This is a genomic window from Paenibacillus sp. FSL K6-2524, from assembly GCF_038005525.1.
Classification (GTDB): domain Bacteria; phylum Bacillota; class Bacilli; order Paenibacillales; family Paenibacillaceae; genus Fontibacillus; species Fontibacillus anaericanus.
Genome location: NZ_JBBOSP010000001.1, coordinates 2,922,778 through 2,939,194, shown reverse-complemented (window position 1 = coordinate 2,939,194; position 16,417 = coordinate 2,922,778). Strand labels below are relative to the sequence as shown.

General features: G+C 41.3%; 13 protein-coding genes. All 13 read right to left on the bottom strand.

The features are described from left to right. Positions 1 to 3: 3 nt before the first annotated feature. The 13 genes from NST85_RS13275 to NST85_RS13215 all read right to left on the bottom strand — a co-directional run bounded on the left by NST85_RS13275 (position 4) and on the right by NST85_RS13215 (position 16,001). Positions 4 to 711, bottom strand: coding sequence for a CpsD/CapB family tyrosine-protein kinase (locus tag NST85_RS13275; protein WP_341189528.1), 708 nt, complete (start codon positions 709 to 711; stop codon positions 4 to 6). Beyond that, complete coding sequence (locus tag NST85_RS13270; protein ID WP_307396690.1) at positions 659 to 1,417, bottom strand: YveK family protein; 759 nt, start codon at positions 1,415 to 1,417, stop codon at positions 659 to 661. The genes NST85_RS13275 and NST85_RS13270 overlap by 53 nt, the downstream gene beginning before the upstream one ends. A 218-nt stretch (positions 1,418 to 1,635) precedes the next feature. Continuing rightward, a complete protein-coding gene (locus NST85_RS13265) occupies positions 1,636 to 2,493 on the bottom strand; it encodes a DNA alkylation repair protein (protein ID WP_341189527.1) in 858 nt (285 codons plus the stop codon). A 291-nt stretch (positions 2,494 to 2,784) separates the two neighbouring features. Continuing rightward, entirely contained in the window at positions 2,785 to 3,468 is a 684-nt protein-coding gene (locus NST85_RS13260; protein ID WP_341189526.1) for a Crp/Fnr family transcriptional regulator, read from the bottom strand. A gap of 147 nt (positions 3,469 to 3,615) precedes the next feature. Then, positions 3,616 to 4,908 (bottom strand): MFS transporter, encoded by a 1,293-nt coding sequence (locus NST85_RS13255; protein WP_341191108.1) that lies wholly within the window; start codon positions 4,906 to 4,908, stop codon positions 3,616 to 3,618. A gap of 642 nt (positions 4,909 to 5,550) precedes the next feature. Beyond that, complete coding sequence (locus NST85_RS13250; RefSeq protein ID WP_341189525.1) at positions 5,551 to 6,465, bottom strand: DUF5692 family protein; 915 nt, start codon at positions 6,463 to 6,465, stop codon at positions 5,551 to 5,553. Between the two features lie 370 nt (positions 6,466 to 6,835). Continuing rightward, positions 6,836 to 8,098, bottom strand: a complete 1,263-nt coding sequence (locus NST85_RS13245; protein WP_341189524.1) for an FAD-dependent oxidoreductase — start codon at positions 8,096 to 8,098, stop codon at positions 6,836 to 6,838. After that, a complete protein-coding gene (locus tag NST85_RS13240) occupies positions 8,099 to 9,175 on the bottom strand; it encodes a helix-turn-helix domain-containing protein (protein WP_307399414.1) in 1,077 nt (358 codons plus the stop codon). Positions 9,176 to 9,380: 205 nt separating this feature from the next. Further along, positions 9,381 to 10,214 (bottom strand): carbohydrate ABC transporter permease, encoded by an 834-nt coding sequence (locus NST85_RS13235; protein WP_341189523.1) that lies wholly within the window; start codon positions 10,212 to 10,214, stop codon positions 9,381 to 9,383. Between the two features lie 13 nt (positions 10,215 to 10,227). After that, on the bottom strand, positions 10,228 to 11,109 hold the full coding sequence (locus NST85_RS13230; RefSeq protein ID WP_341189522.1) for a carbohydrate ABC transporter permease: 882 nt from the start codon (positions 11,107 to 11,109) through the stop codon (positions 10,228 to 10,230). Positions 11,110 to 11,168: 59 nt separating this feature from the next. After that, positions 11,169 to 12,497, bottom strand: coding sequence for an ABC transporter substrate-binding protein (locus tag NST85_RS13225; RefSeq protein ID WP_127194573.1), 1,329 nt, complete (start codon positions 12,495 to 12,497; stop codon positions 11,169 to 11,171). A 104-nt stretch (positions 12,498 to 12,601) separates the two neighbouring features. Next, positions 12,602 to 14,197, bottom strand: coding sequence for a response regulator (locus NST85_RS13220; protein WP_170220288.1), 1,596 nt, complete (start codon positions 14,195 to 14,197; stop codon positions 12,602 to 12,604). Then, the gene (locus NST85_RS13215) at positions 14,175 to 16,001 is read right to left on the bottom strand and encodes a sensor histidine kinase (RefSeq protein WP_170220287.1); all 1,827 of its coding nucleotides are present in this window, start codon (positions 15,999 to 16,001) and stop codon (positions 14,175 to 14,177) included. The genes NST85_RS13220 and NST85_RS13215 overlap by 23 nt, the downstream gene beginning before the upstream one ends. Between the last annotated feature and the right edge of the window lie 416 nt (positions 16,002 to 16,417).

The following is a 16,417-nucleotide window of genomic DNA, read 5'->3' as shown; positions in this document are numbered from 1 at the left end:
GTGTCAACCTATTCCTGAGGAAGAAGCCCAAACCGCAAAATCTTCGCCGCGGATCTTTTGGCGTTTGTTGTTCTTTCCATGATTCAATACCGCTCCAAGTAAATGCGCTCCTTGTTGCTCAAGTAGTTGTTTCGCAGCAATAGCGTGTTTTTGCAGTACTTTCCCGGATTTCACAACAAGCAACACACCTTCGGCCATTCTAGCCAAAGTCAGTACGTCCGAGAATGGCATTAATACAGACGAGGAATCAATGACGATCGTGTCCCATTGCTCACTCAGATCCGCAAATAATTCCTTCATCCCCTCGGATCCGAGTAATTCTGCCGGATTAGGTGAGACGGGACCTGATGTCAGTACAGAAAGTCCTTGGACATCCTGTATAGAATAAATGCAATCTTCCAACCGGGTTTGATCTACCAAAATACTGCTGAGTCCAACCCAGTTCGTTAGATTGAATGCCTTATGCACGGTTGGCGAGCGTAGATCCCCATCGATCAGCAACACCGTCCTCCCCGTTTCCGCCATCGCAATAGCTAGATTCATGGCGACTGTTGACTTCCCTTCCTCTGGGAGTGAGCTTGTTACCAATATCGAACGGATTTCTCCACCAACACGGGTATAGCGGATATTTGACCTTATAGACCGGAACAGGTCTGCATTAGCTGATTTCGGTTGTTCCAGGCAATACAATCTTGGCGCTTTCTTCTTCATATCTGCTGACTCCTTCAACTGATTTGGATTTCGGCTTAGCCCGCCGTTTACGAAGCTTCAATTTACCCACCGTTCCCAGAAGAGGAAGCTGCAAATCAAGCTGAATGTCTTTAGCGCTGTTCACGGTTTTGTCCATCAATTCACGAAGGATGGATATCCCGATTCCGGCAATCAGAGCTAATCCGAACGCCACGACCAAATTGAAGATTGGCTTAGGTGAAATCGCCTCGGTAGGAACTTTAGCTCGGTCAAGAAACACAACATTCTCTACCCCCATAATCGATTGGATATTTTCATTGAAGGCCTCACCAAAGGTATTGGCGATATCGGTTGCCCGCTTCGCGTTTGAATCCGTCACTACTACGGTCGTCAACAGGGACTCGCTATTGGTCCTTGTCTTGACATGTTCGAGCAGTTTTTCCGGTGTCATCTCTAGTTGAAGCCTTCTGACGACCTCTTCCGCAATCCTGCTACTTCGGATGATCTCCCCATAGGTTGTAACCAGCTTTTGTCCCGCCATAATGTCATTGATAGCTTTCTGCTGCCTGTCCCCTTGAATAAGAATTGAAGCTGTCGCCTCATATTTCGGCTTCATAACATAGTAGCTAACCACACTGGCGAGTCCCATTGCAGCAATACATAAAACAATAATGAACAATAACCTACGTTTCACTAGTTTCATAATGCTGCCTAGTTCGAATTCCATCGATTCATTTCTCCTAACTAATTGATGTATTGCTATCCTCTTCAAAAAGATTATTATTGTATATTCATATTCTCTTCTTTCAAAGATATGCCCATTTGCGCTGTGATTTTTAAGAGACCTGACATTTTGATAGGACAACTCTTCTTTCTTTATCAAGGCCCAACACGAATAGGCCACCCTACCAATAAATTGGTAGGGTGGCCTGTACGATCTAGCCTTTAATTCTTTTTTGATATACTTCTCTTCGCCCTGATCACGATTCGCTTCGTTTCTATTGTATCCGAAGTCACCAACCACTCATCACAAATCTGCAGCACCCAATCAGGATTAGTTTTACTTACATCATTTAACCAATTTCCCACAGAGTCCTGAACGTATTTGGCCGGATCGGATTTGACTATTTCTAGAAGTGAGCGTCCCAAATCGGGATTCTCTTTTAACTCCGTAATATGTTTAGCCCAAACGCCTTGTGGGCGTGTTGATTCGATGGCAAATCTCCTGATATTTGCATCCTCATCACTTACCCAAGCGATTAATATCGCTATCGATTTCTTTAAGTCCTTGGAGATCGATTCCCTAAGCGCCATCCAGGCAATCTCCCGCACACCAAAATGCGAATCTGCAGCAAATGGACGAATGCTTATCAATTTCTTTTCTAAACTTACGCCTTGACCTAGTCCGATGATATAAGCAGCCCAACAGCGAACACTGTCTGAAAGATGGGTAGACAGCGTATCGTAGATTCGTGAACTTTCCTCTTCTGATTTAAGAGCCATCAGATTGAGCCATTCTGCTGCTATTGCAGGTATTATTTTCATAGTCTTCTTTTCGTTTGACTCATTCAGCCTTTGTAATATTGGCTCAGACTCTTGCTGTTGCATGCCGAGTTCATTAAGAACGGTTTGTAGCAGGACTATATGATCAACAGCCAACCATTCTGTTAAGTTCACCGTTTGTAGCTGCCCCTTCTGGAGTAAATTGACCACTTCATCCGGAATATCACTTATCTTTCGAGCACCTTTTCTCTGTGACAGTGCGTCGCCATACAGAATACCCTGTTCCTGTTCATACTCCATAGATCTCTTCCTTCGCTTGTATGATAACCTGAATGAACTTACAATTTTCGTAAGTATGTATGAGCCAACCTAGATAGCTGTACTTGATGTGGCATGAAAGTAATACTGTGTGGATAAATTAACAGGAATTTCTCAAGTTAATATGCATGTGAAATCGACAGTCGAACTCAGTTACCATGAATGTTACAAGACGAACTTTCTGTAGTCTGGCACTGATTATGGTTTTGAGCCCTATGTATACGATACTTTTACTTTCATTAGAAAGATGTAATGTGGCTTACAACTAACCAACTAAGTTATATTCCTTTCCAGGAGTTTTTCTCGATGGATGGAGATTGTTTTAAATCCTGTCTTAATGACTCCTTCTTTCACAAGTTCATGTAACGCGACAGTTACGGCTTCTCTAGTTGCTCCAACTAAATTAGCAATCTCTTGATGCGAAAGTGGGAAATCGATTCTGTGATACTCATCATCGCTCTCAAGCCCAAACTGATCATACAGTTGAAAAAGTGCATGTAAAATTTTATCGTGTAGATTTCCTAGAGCAAGATTTTGCGTTAAATGATTCATACTAATAATTCGATCACTCAATACTTTTAATAAAGTCATCATAAATCGAGGTCGTTGAATTAAAAAAAGTTCAAATCTATCTTTATTCATCAGACAAATATCGCTTTCTTCTATCGTTTCAATATAACTATCCCGCGTACCGAATGAAATAATATCCATTTCACCAAACACATTTCCTTCGTTGAGTATATCCGATGTATATTGCTTACCTTCGGCATTTAACTTATACAGGCGTACCTTCCCTTTTTTCACAAAATAAAGCCCCTCAGAAAAAGTTTCAGGTGTTTGTATAATTGTATGTTTCGGAATAGTGGTAATCGAAGTTAGTTGATCCATTTCTATCAAATCTTCCATGGATAGTGAATGAAGAAGATTGAATTGTGACAAGTATTGAATTTTATCCATTTGTCCTCCTTTTTTCTACAAGCCTGATTACTTCATTATACATTGCATAAAAATGAGCCATTAGAATTAGTTCTAAGGCCCATTTCGTATTTAGGGAGACCACTTACTCCCCTTAAGTTATGTTCAATATTTCTTCATAACCGCCACTCACCTTGCCTCTTTGAGTATTCGACGACCAAACGTCAACGCTACAATCAGCATAACGAACCCTACAACCGTCTGGAAACCAAACTGCTGAACCCAGTCCGGGAGGACCTTCATTAATTTAAATAATTGCCCACCAATCATCGGCCCAAAGAAAGTTGCCACACCTGTGATCGCAGCAAACATCGCTATAAACATAGGTCGTTCACTCTTCGGCGTATCCCCGATTGTAAAGTTGAATACTAATTGATTAAAGCCCCCCGCGCCAATTCCAAACAAGATATGTGAAAGGAACAATACAGGAAGTACGGGAATGAACGATAAGAGTCCCCACGCGAGGCAAGAGCCAGCTATGATCGGCAATGTCCAGAAGAGTAATGTTCTATTGCTGTATTTAGCATTCAGGTTCCCCCATACATACAAACTCGACATCATAGAGAATGTCTGAACAACAGTTAATAGTGAGACGGTCTGATAATTAATATGTAATAAATCGAGCATGACATAAGAGAATAACGGTACAACTAACGTCTGCAAAAATAACCATGAGGCAAGAAAAATAGTAGAATTTATAAACGATTTATCCCGAAACGTTTTCTTTATCATCGGCATGATCCGGTTCTCTGTCGATTTCTCGAAAGGGATATCCGGATAGAAGCAGAACGTAACAATATTCATAATCCCAAAAAACCATGCTAGGATATACAGGATTAAGAACCCTTTACTCTCAGGATAACTATCTAATAGTTTACCTCCGGCAAAAATCGCAATGCTTCCCAAAGCGCTCGTAATCGTGTTGCGGATCCCAAAATATTTCCCTCTAACCCCCGCAGGTACTATATCGCCTAATAGTGAAGTCCACAGTACATTGATCACGGTATTCGACAAAAATGCAGAAGCATACAAAACAATAAAAACAGGTACCCACCATTCCTTACTCAATACAAAAGGAATAAGTCCTGTGGCACCCCATAGTGTCCTTTGAAGCGCGATAAATATTACAAGTGTCCATTTACGAGCCTGTAATTTCTGAACCAGAAATGCGATGAAAATTTGCACAATGTTGAACAAGGTTGTAATCGAAAGGACAAAACCTATGACACTTGAGTCTGCACCTAAATACAACAAATACCCAGTGAGAAAGGGGCCTCCAAGTAGCGCCTGAAAAAGAGATGTAGAGATCCCTTCTGTGGTTGCGATGTACAAATTTTTGCGTTGAGACGAAAGTTTTCGTCTACCCTTATGAGCAGTAATAATCTGGATGCACTCCTTTGGAAATCTATCTGTAGTCCCCATTTTACTCATAGGTAGTTATATGTCAATGTTATTTGAAATCCTTTTGAAATCCTTTTGAAATCCTTTTGAAAACACCATCAGAATGAAATGTCTCGGTCACCGTTTTCTTGAATGGGAGAAGTGTGATTTTCACAAAATGTCTCGTTTTATTGCCCTGGGCCATCTGCCTCGAGACAGCGTTTGAACATATTGGGCAGTTATCCCTTCTCACCGAACGCCTCTATCGCTAACGGAACTAGCCGACCTTATTTGCCAAATAATTGTCACTTCTAAAATGTAACGGAACTGAGCGATGCTATTTACCATGTTCAGGCGGATTAAAGCACCCAAGTCCCTCATTAACGTCGTACAGTTCCGTTACAATACTCGCAAGCCTATATTCGGCCTATTAACGTCGCTCAGTTCCGTTAGAAGCAGCAGCAGTAGTTCGTTAGCATAAAGGCATCCTGGGTTAATCCGACATTAAGCCATATAGAACTCCTCTGCGTACCAATCCATGTAAGGGACAACCTTCAACCCTCGTACCCGAGAACCTAAACATGAAAAAACCTCTCATTGGATCATGAGAGGTGGTAATGATAAGTGGTAATTTTAAGTGGTAATAAGAGGTGGTTACAGAGAGAGTTAGTTACCCTGCGACGCTTATTTATTCTCAGCAATTGCCTTGTATGCCGCCAAATCAGTGTATACTTCGACTTTAAGCGGATTGCGTTTGTGTTTGATAATTTTGTAGAAGTGGTATACGAATACAGCTATGTTAGCTGCTAATGACAATGCACTTACAACCCATAAAGCTGTTTCACTGTGTGATGATTGTACAGCGAATTTGGATTCTCCAACAAACATTGGGAAGGACATCGTAAACATCATCCAAATAGCTAAAGTCTGAGCACGGTGTTGCAGCCAAGCGCCTTTCTTGAAGAAGAACGCTGGAATTGTACATGAAATTAACAATGCTGCTCCAGCATAGAAAGCGTGATCTGAAACCGCGTTATATACATAAGCGAAGTTCCAAATATCATATGCGATGATCCAGAACCAAAGTTGGTCAGGCCATAACATATCCTTACTCTTATCCTTACTTATCACAATTCCCATCCAGCCAGAAATCGTAATTATGTTCAGTATGCCGGCAACCCCATTCATAATGTTCCAAGGTCCGCCAACCATCATTACGCCATCGACCATACCATTCAGGCTATACACTTGGAAATCCCGAATAACAGCTTCTAGAATGTTGACTGCCAGAATAATAGCCGGGAACATCAAGATGTACTTATTATTGCTCCAACCTTTGATAAACCGGATAGCTAGGAAGCCTAAACATCCTGCCAGTGCTGAGTAAACTTTCACCCAGTGAAACCAAGTACCTACACTAGAACCTTCTCCTGCTGTGTTTGGCCAAACCGCAACGGTTAGCACAATCGGTAGCGCCAGGAACAAAACGATCGAAACCCATTTGCTCATCCGAGCTATTTCATTGACAAGCATTAAACCAGCTAGTACCGCAAACCACATGAGCGCTGAATACCAGGGTATGGATTCAAATAAAAACATGACTTACCCCTCCTAAAATTTTAGTTAAATATGATGTCTTGAGTTGAATATATCCTAATGTATATTCCCTATCAATTTTCTAGAAACGTTGATTTAACGGGATTTTACAAGTCTTCTTTCGAGTTATGTTTACACTTCTAAATGTAATCAAAACCTCATAATCAAAGTAAATTTATCCCTTCTAGGTAGGTTTGCTTAGGAAAGCTTGATTTTAACGGAATCCCGGGCGCTGTTTACCCAATTTCCTAGGTTTATTGAACTATGCGACTGTAAAGCTAACTTAAAAGTAAAAAAACAGCCTCATCGACAAATTACGCGCTGTCGGTAAGACTGTTACTTGTATATTCGGAATTTTTTGCTAGTTTAGGACTCAGAAAAATCGATTCACCAAATGCTTTGCATACACGATACAGTTCTCAAGTGTAGGAAAGTTCATAATTTCACCAGCGTAATAGATATGTTCTCTTCCCTGCATCTGATCAATCCGTTCATAAAACCCGTCACGTAACGCAATCGAATCTACATGCGGAAACTGCTTCCAAGACTTCATCATGTACAGGCGGATATTCTCCCCACCAAGTTCACGAAGTTTGTTCTCTACCGTCTCCCGCATCTGCACATCTGTCATCTGCTCGTTCTCTGCCACATACACCGTAACCAAATCTGTAGCACCCAAATCAGCCCATCGATAATACCAAGCCATCATATGTCCCTTGCGTTCAGGATACATGTTGTGGGGAATATAGCCGGAATGTGCCGGAATGCCTTCCACTCTGTAGGCGTAGACACGAAAACGCTCATAAATAATACTGTCAAATAGCCCCTTATCAGCAGGAGACAAATCAACGATATGACCCATATGGTGCAAGGAAGCCGTATAAATAACCTTATCAAAATACAAAATATCTTGACCTGTCTCCACCCGGACTCTACCGTCTGCCACCTTCTCCATATGATGCACTTCACAAGTCAATCGTAGATCTTCTACCTGGTCTGCCATGCGTTGGATTAATTGATTAACTCCCTTGGGCCATGTAATCATGTGTGTAATTTCAATAAAAGCCATTAGATTATCATAACTCAGAAATTTCAATACATAGGCTGCAGGCACATCATAAATGCTTCCAAATCCGAAAGTACTAAAGTAATGCATATAGACCTGCATAATGACTGACAAGTCATTCTCTTCACACCATGCAGAAAAAGGCTGGCACAATTCCGGTGGCAAATGGAGAAAACCAGGCTCTTTGAGTGATTCATATCGGCTCAGAACCTCCGGTAACCGTCTGAATTCCTCCATAAACTCCGCCACTTGATCCAATGGAATCTGCGACATCTTCCTCCCTTTGGCATCGAAGAATCCCCGCTCCAATAGCGGGCCTTTATCCATAAGGTCAAACTCGGCCATCAACTCCATTGTATGTTTATAGGAGGGTAAGCCAATGAGAGTCCCCATTTCATACGTCTTTCCCCGGTACTCAATGGAATGACATTTACCACCTACGCGATCATCCTTTTCTAGGATGGTAATATTCGTATATCCCTTCTTCGCTAGCTGATAGGCCGTAGTGACACCCGAAATCCCTGCGCCGATGATCCCTATTTTAGCGTGAAACTTATCTTCTTCCATCATCTATGATCTCCTTGTAAACAACCAGAGCGGCAAAGGCTCTTGCCGGCCTGCATAGTTAAGTGCGATATCTGATGGTATTTTCCCCTGGTTAGGTCCATCAGTAATTGCTCTGTTGAAATTGTAGTGGCGGAGAAATATTTCTAATCGTTTTTCTAGCACCATGAATGAATCGATCGTAGGATCACTCCAAGCCTGCTGATAGAACTCCTTTGTCAATACAGCGACAAATGACTCCAAAGGTTGAAATATCTCCTTATTTTCTGCGGTAAATGCCACTTGATTAATATTATTTTTATGTAAAAAATCCGTATACTTATGATTTCCTCTATCCCAGTTTGTGGTAAACTCCCGACTTTTGTTCGTAACCAAATTTTCAATTTCAAATTGAAGGGTCTTCATCAAGGGTAAAATCTTCAAAGTCATAAAGTCGATAAAATGAATAGTAGCCTTGCGATTATATAGCTTAACTAGTCCTAATCTTGAATGGACATCATAGATCACATATTGATACACCTTTCCGATCTTCGGAAACACACCCATATAATGAATACTCTGTTGAACCATATAGCCAGGGTGAGCATGGCTTGGATCTTTCATTTTATAGTCGATGGGCTGCTGCTTGTGCTTCTGTCTTTCTATAGGGTTTCCCAACTGCTGGCCCTTACCACCGCGCGTATTATATGTATCTCCATCATGGCGTTTCTTAGCTTTGATCTCGGCAGCGTACACTTCACGCTGTTCTCGCTTGCTTAACCCGTTTCTCCTTAATACATTGTAAATACCAGACTCGCCTACCTGCACACCCTCATCCTGAAGTTCATAACAGATTCGCTTTGGCCCATCCTCAGGAAACCTTGCAACATACTTTAAAATCATTTTTTCGACGCGTTTATCTACCTTATTAGGCATGATCGGCTTTCGTTCTTTCTCTGTAAGCCCTTCCATTCCATGCTTTAGGTATGCATTATACCACTGATAATAAATGGTTCTAGAAATACCAAACTCCTTACAGGTTTTGCTCACATTTTTTGTGGTGATCCCCTGCCTAATAATTTGATATTTATCTTTCTCATTCAACCCATTCACCCCCTTATACGAGTGTAATTATGTCTATGTGGGCTAGTCAGTACTTTCTAATTTTAACATAGAACATGACTGAATTACTGCTAGTAATACAAATATCCCCTCCTTGTCCACTCGATCCTCATGATACCATAAGGATTTTTTTGAGTGTCTAATTAGAGGGGATGTCATCCATTCCAAATTCATATTGTCGTAAAAGCTAACCTTTTACAGCCGAACTGACAGTTAATGCTTTTTCAATTTGCTCCGAGAACAATAGGTAGATCAAAATAGTAGGAATCGTCGATATGACCATAACTGCGCCCATTGTGCCCCAATCGGAGCCAAACTGTGTCTGGAAATATAACAATCCGAGCGGCAACGTCTTGAGCATATTGTCGCTGATCATGACGAGAGCAACCAGGAATTCGTTCCACGCGAACAGGAAGACAAAGATGCAAACCGAAGCGATCGCTGGCTTCACAAGTGGAACCATGATTTGGAAGAATGTCTTGTATACACTGGCACCATCAATCGCCGCCGACTCTTCTATTTCGAAAGGAAGTGAGCGAAAGAATGCATAGAAAATAATTGTGGAAAAGGAAAGCTGAAACGCCACATAAGGTACAATCACTGCTAAATAACTATCCTGAAGATGCAAATCCCGAGAAAGGACAAGCAGTGGAATCAATATAATCTGCATCGGTATGAACATTCCTGCAGTCATATAAATACGTGCAGATTCTGCATACCGCCATTTCATCCGTGCAGCTGCATAGGAGAACATAAGCGAGAGTATAATCGTAATGGCAACCGTCCCAATCGAAACGATAAAACTGTTCTTGAAATAAAGCACCAGATCAAAAACATCAAAGGCATTCACATAATTCTCAAACCGCCATACATGAGGAACACCAAACACGTTCGTTGAGAAAATCTCTTCATTATTTTTAAATGAATAAAACAACAACCACACTAATGGATATAAGCTAATTAAGACAAAGAACAGAAGAGAACCATAGGCAGATATTCTGTTCGCTATTCGCTTTAACATAAGATCCCCCCGTCTAATAACTGATTTTCTCCCGGGCTACGAATTTGTTGATAAGAATGGTAAAGAGCAAGCATTCAATAACAAGGAAGGCTGCTGCAGCCGAACCGTATCCGTATTCACCGGAGCGGAAAGCCGCCTTGTACATCATAAAAGTAAAGGTATACGAAATATTACCAGGGCCGCCGTTAGTCATGACGAACATGTTCTGGAAGGCATTCAAACCACCTGTTATAGCCATAATTAAACAGAATTTATAGGTCTCTCCGAGAAGAGGAATCGTAATCTTCCAATGACTTCTCCAGAAGGTAGCACCATCAATTGTTGCTGCTTCATAGAGATGTTCGGGTATAGATTTGATGGCGGCATAGATCAGTACGAGATGGACACCCAAGTTCTGCCATGCATTTGTAAAAGCAATCGCCCATATCGAGCTATGTTCTCCACTCAACCAGGCTTGCTGAAAATTAAAACCAAATAAAGTGAATAGACTATTAACCAAACCACCATCTGTGTTGTATATAGCTATAAACAATTGGGATACGACAACACTCGATAGGACAACCGGAATGAAATATGTTGTTTTAAAAAATTTACGACCAAATATACTTTTATTACTAAGGGCAATAGCCAACACCGTGCCAAGTCCTAGCTGATAAACAACGAGCACAAAAGCAAATATCAAACCGTTTTTGAGCGATACCCAAAAATCGTCATCCTGAAATAATCGTATAAAATTATCAAGTCCATTAAAGGTTGCTGGTGTTAACCCATCCCAATCGAAGAAACTCTTCTGAAATGTCTGAAGTATCGGATAAACAACCATAATGGAGAAAAAAAGCAACGTCGGGACGGTGAAAACAAGTAGTGCTACCCTGTATTTTTGTTTCGAAGTCATATGCTCCTCCTTTAAAAGCAGGTTGCCCTCTTTACAAGGACAACCTGCTTGATGTGCCTTTAATTACGGACTCTCTCTAGTTCTTTATTCATATCTTGAATAAAATCATCCAATTTTTGACCGGCCAGCAGCTTTTGTGAGTTGTCTTCAATAACCGTTTTAAACTTTGCATTCTCAAAGCCCCAAGCGAAGGTTGTCATCGATTTAAAATTGACTGCATCTTTCGCATACTGCTGCTGTATCGGTGTAAAACCAACTGTCGGCTGTACCTCTTCTACCAAAATGGAGTTCGGATCACCGATTTGAATGACACGCTGTTTATTAAATTCTAATGATATCAGTGCTGCATACTTTGCTGCCACTTCTGGATATTTCGAGTTTTTCGAAACGGCAAAACCTTGGTTAAAGCCTCCACCACTAATATTCCACTGAGCACTATCTACCTTGTCGGCATCTGTAAATGGAGTATAGAGCATCCCCATCTTGCCTTCACCGAGCCCTTCCTCCAAAGCACCCATCGACCAGGCACCATTCAATAACATAGCTGCTTTGCCAGATGTAAATTGCGCAACTGCATCATCATACGTCGTATTGAAGGCATTTTTGGACAACAGCCCTGCCTTAACAAGCTCTTCCAGCTTACTAGCACCCTGTATATATGCCTCGTCCGAAAAGGTACCTTCACCATTGTCCAGTTTCTTCAATCCACCTGGATCTGAGCCAACAATGGCCATATCAAGTAGTTGCACACCGGTCCATTTTTCTTTGGCAAACAACGTAAGTGGTGTAATTTCTTTCGCTTTCAGAGCTGTAACCGCTTCTAATAATTCCGTATAGTTAGCAGGAACCTTAATATTGTTATCCTCAAAAATCTCTTTATTGAAGAATATAACTGCAGCCCATTGACCAACGTTAGGAACCGAATAGGAATGGCCATCCTTATTCCATAACATCGCTTTGGAAGTTTCGTTCAGCTTGGACTCGATGTCATTTGCTTTTACCACATCATCCAGCACCAACAAATTGTCTGAATTCTTTAGCGTTTCGATCAGCCCGCTTGAGGCAAAAAAGATGTCTGGCAAGGTTCCCGCCGCTGCGTACGTTTTAATTTTTTGTTCATCATCTTGAGCTGCAACCTCAAATTCCACCTCTACTTCAGGCATTACTTTTTTCATCGCTTCTTTTGCAGCGTCATAAGCGGCTTTCTCTTGGCCACTATATTGCGCATAAAATTTAAGTTTAATGGTTTCCACCGTTTCCGGCTTTTTTTCTACATTATTTCCGCTAACTTCCTTGTCTGCCCCCTTGTTAGATGAGCCGCAACCAGATAGTGCAACCATAACAGACAGCAGAATTAATGCCATTGCATGCGTTTTCATTTTTTTCATTTTTTCTTATCCCCCTTCGTGGATCTGTCTATATTGTAGTTAATATTAGCGCTTTCATTAAGGGATAAATCGGAACACATTTGTATGATTTGACCTCTTTTGTGTTATTTAGAGTGCATGACTTCATATTCGCTTGGGGATAAGCCTGTGTTTCGTTTAAAGCTTTTACTGAAATGTCCTGGGTCACTGTAGCCTACCATTTCTGCAATATCAGTCAAACGCAAATTTTTACCAGATAGTAGTAATTCCTTGGCTGTTTGCATCCGCAGTTCAAAGATATAGTCACTGACACTGATGCCGAGCTCTTGCTTGAAAACTTTGAGCAAATAACGCGATTGAATATAGAGATGCTTAGCAACATCCTCAACCTTTAACTGATTATCACTGTAATGGGTATCGATATATTCCCTTGCAGAGTTCAACAGCTTAACCGCTTTGGAACGCTTCATGCCTTTGGATTGACGAGCAACATTCAAATATAAGTCGGTGATCCAGGTGAAACCCGCTTCGAGAGATGGCTTATTAAAAATTTCCTTAAAAGGCGAGAATCCTTCTGGCAGTAGTTGATCAACCCGCTTGTCCATCTCATAAATATAGGTCAAGCATAAGGAAACAAGCCCCGCCATAATCATATGAATATAATCGCTGGAAAGCTGCTTAGTCTGTATATAGAGGAGGATTTCATCTAAATTGTTCTTGATCTCCTCTTCATCATGTAGCCGCAAATGAATGAGTAGTTTCTCATTCATTTCACTTGGATAGAAACCGACATTGGCTGATCGGGAGGTAATGTCCCGAAAATCAACCACATCTTTGTGGTTCATAGATATTTTATTCCTTAAGGCTATAACCGCATCTATATAAGATTGACGGATCGAAGGGATTCCTTGTCCCGTGCTGCCGATCCCGACGGTGACACTGAAACCAAAATGCTTTTTAATTAATTCGCTGAGTCTCTCGTAGCTGTAGCTAACGAAACTCTCCTTATCTTGTTCACCTGAGAAGTGCAGAAGTGAAATGACGCAGTTTTCTGGCCCATTAAAGATAAAATGCTGACCATCCGGTTGAACTAAATCCTGTAATAAATTACTGATGATATATTTTCGCAATCTTATTTCTTCGGAATCCGGCCACTGCTCATGCAGGCCATTAATTTCAACTGCAACTACCTGGAAGAGCAAACTCCCCTCCTCGAGCTGGTAGTGCTTTAACTGACTTTGTATCGTTTCATTATCCTGCTCGTATGCGTTGCTGATCAGCAGGTTGAGAAATCCTTCTTTCCAGACATGCTGTTCATTTTTTGTCTTATCCTTCTCCACTTGCGTCTTTTCCATGGAGCCTTTCACCTTAGCAAGAGCCATATGCAACTCCTCCTCGTCAAAAGGCTTCAGAATGTAATCATCTACACCGATTTTGACCGCCTGCCGAGCGTATTCAAATTCACTGTGGCCCGTAACCAGCAAAATAAAAGTAGTGGGATACAACAGCTTCACCTTAGCTGCTAGGTCCATTCCGCTCATATAAGGCATGTTGATATCGATAAAAGCAATGTCGGGGCGCACCTGCTCAATAAGTTCCAGCGCCTCCATACCGTTCTTCGCCTCTCCACATATTTGGTACCCGTTCGATTCCCAGTCGATTACATTTCGGAAATAGCGACGAAATACCGCCTCATCGTCAGCAAATATTATCTTGATCATGTTCGGAATCTCCATTCGTTAGTGGAATCTCAACTGTTACTGTAGTGCCTCTTCCTAACTGGCTTTGAATTTGAATTCCGTAACGTTCCCCAAAATACAGCTTGATCCGGTCATTGACATTGCTGAGGCCGAAGAATTGACGTTCTTTACCGTTCGCTTTCCATTGCTCTAGGCATTCCGGTGGAATGCCGACTCCATCATCCTTCACGCGAATGCGCATTGCATCCTTATGACGTTCACCTTCTATGGTTATATGCCCGAAGCTGCCCTTCTCCTTCAATCCGTGATAGATCGCATTTTCTACCAGGGGCTGCAGGGTCAACTTGGGTATGGCGTCGTTTAAAAGCTCACTTGGAATCAGAATTTGGAAATCAAACAAATCTGAATAACGAGCGCTCTGGATGTAGAGGTAACTATGTAGGTTGCGAATCTCCTCGCGAACTGTAATCATCTCTTTGCCATTACTCAGGGCAATTCGATAAAAATCAGCTAGTGCCTTGGTCGCCTTCCCCGCCTGCTCACTTTCTCCCGCAATGCATAGCACATAGATCAAATCTAGTGTATTGTAAAAAAAATGCGGCTTAATTTGATCCTGAACAAGCGCCAGTTCATATTCACGTTTTAATTGTTGCTCCTCCTTCACCTTCACAAGCAAATCATTAATACGCCCCAGCATCATATTCAGTCCGGAACCAAGAATACCAATTTCATCTCCTCTTCTAACTTCAACAGGATTATAGATATCTTCTTCGCGAATCCGCCTCATGTGTTTGGCTAGAGAAACAATGGGTGAAGCAATAGATTGATTCAAAACGACAGCGCCCATCAGAGCGAATAGTAGACTGATTCCGCAAACGATCAAAATTACATTAGTTACCTGTCGAGTTTCCTTAGTGAGATCCTTCAGCCCAATTTCATTCACCAATTTCCAGCCTGACTTGCCGAAGGGCGTCGCCGCCGTAAGTAATACTTTCTTCCCGTTAACCGTCTTCTCTTCCTGAAGAATCGCAGTATTGGTAGGGAAGTTCAATTTTTGATCGGGATTTAGTGGCTGTAAAATCTGCATCTCATCCGTCGATGAAATGACAAGACCCCGATCGTCAACGATATAATAACCGTTAGGTTGTTCAGTTCCAACCGGACGATAGATGGATGATAGCGCTTTCTCATTCACGTTTACAAATAGATAACCGAGGGTTTCCAGCGTTTCAGTATCCAATATTTTCTTTCCAATCGTTAGCACGGCCTGCTCCTTATTAAGCACCCAAAAATCCCGACGCTGCATCGGGAACCAACTATTAATGCCATTTTGTTTCTTCACTTCATCAAGCATGGGGCTTAACAAGCCTTGGGAAGTACCCTGAGCCAACCTGGGGTCCGTCACATAAATATTATCATTTAAATCGATGAACAGTGCGGATTCCACATCTGGAAAGATCATTAGAGCAAAATCAAGCTTGTTTTCAATTTGATTGCGCAAAACGAAATCGTCGTTAACCTGTGAATCAAGTGAAGCTCGTTCCTGTCGTTCTAAAACCATTCGCTCCTTGTCCTTATTTAGATCAAGCATGGCGAGATTAGCAAAACTATCCGCATTGTTCAGAATGGTATCCATTCGCATCATAATGAGGCGAGACTCGTCGAGCATGTTTTTTTTGGTCTTTTTAATAATTGCTTCCGAGTTGATCGTATAAGAAAAAAGTCCCATCAATAAGAGCGGAATGAGAACCAGTGGAAAATAGATGGAAATGATTTTATTCTTAATTCGTTGACTTTTGAACCAGATAAACCGCTCGGTTTTCATCCTAGTCATCCTCTCACCCAACACTTTCAATAATGAGCTTTCTTCTAGAATCTACATATACAAAACATTTACTTACCACTTTATCATAAAACATTACTAAATTACTGCTAGTAGTAGATAAGCTTTTGGCCCAAAATGCGTCTATTAAATAGGAACCAAAGACTACTAACCAAACTTACCTCGTATTTCATATTTACGAGGTTTCTAAATTCTCGAAAAAAAAGTAAATTGCAAAATTGCAAAGTATGCTCTAAGGAAGTCGCTTCTTCTGCTACCAACTGCCCACATTGTGGTGCAAGCCTTCGGTTACATCCTCTCATTAGATTTTTAATTGGTTTAGTGTTATGGATTGTAAAATTATCATTACGATTTTCGGTTTTATTTTTCTGAAAACATTCATATCAGCATTGCCTTAC